The sequence below is a fragment of the Oleiphilus sp. HI0125 genome (assembly GCF_001635355.1).
This window is the reverse complement of the sequence record NZ_LWGF01001405.1, coordinates 1-643: the sequence shown is the minus strand read 5'-3', so window position 1 is coordinate 643 and position 643 is coordinate 1. Positions and strand designations below refer to the sequence as shown.

Annotated in this window: 1 protein-coding gene; it reads right to left on the bottom strand. The window is 44.8% G+C overall.

Annotated elements, in window-relative coordinates; genetic code table 11:
• The coding region (locus A3762_RS23945; protein WP_156493712.1) for an iron ABC transporter permease at positions 1-643 on the bottom strand (643 nt) is incomplete at both ends.

Here is a 643-nt window from a genome sequence, read left to right as displayed (position 1 = left end):
TTGCGTGTTCCAGCTTTTGTCAAAGTAATGAATCGAATAGTCGGAAAGAATGATGACCGGAATTAAGAAACCAAAAACAATTGGTGTTGATGCGAGTAGAGTAGCGAAGAAAGCCTTTTTTCCAGTCAGGTGTTGAGTTGGCAGAGGACGTGATTGAGTTTTGCTAGAAAACGACTGCTGTTGGTCCCTAGATTTTCTCTCCATCATGATTAAAAACACGACAGCTAACATCATCACGGTAGCAATTTGAGCTGCACCGCCTAAATTGCTCATATTCAGCCATGTGTCATAAAGGCCTGCAGTCAGCGTTTGAATTGCGAAGTAATCAACGGTACCGAAGTCATTCAGTGTTTCCATCAGAACCAAAGATAAACCGACGACAATTGCAGGTCGCGCAATCGGTAATGATACGCGGAAGAAAAAGCCAAAAGAATTCGAACCCAGGCTTCTAGCGGCGTAGTAAAGAGAAACTGATTGTTGCAAAAATGCGGCGCGAGCCAGCATGTAGATATAAGGGTATAGCGTTAGTGACATGAGGATAATGGCGCCCCCCATGCTTCGGACTTCGGGGAAGTAGTAGTCTCTGCTCGATTGCCAGCCAAATATCTCTCTAAGCATTGATTGGAGAGGGCCAGCATATTCA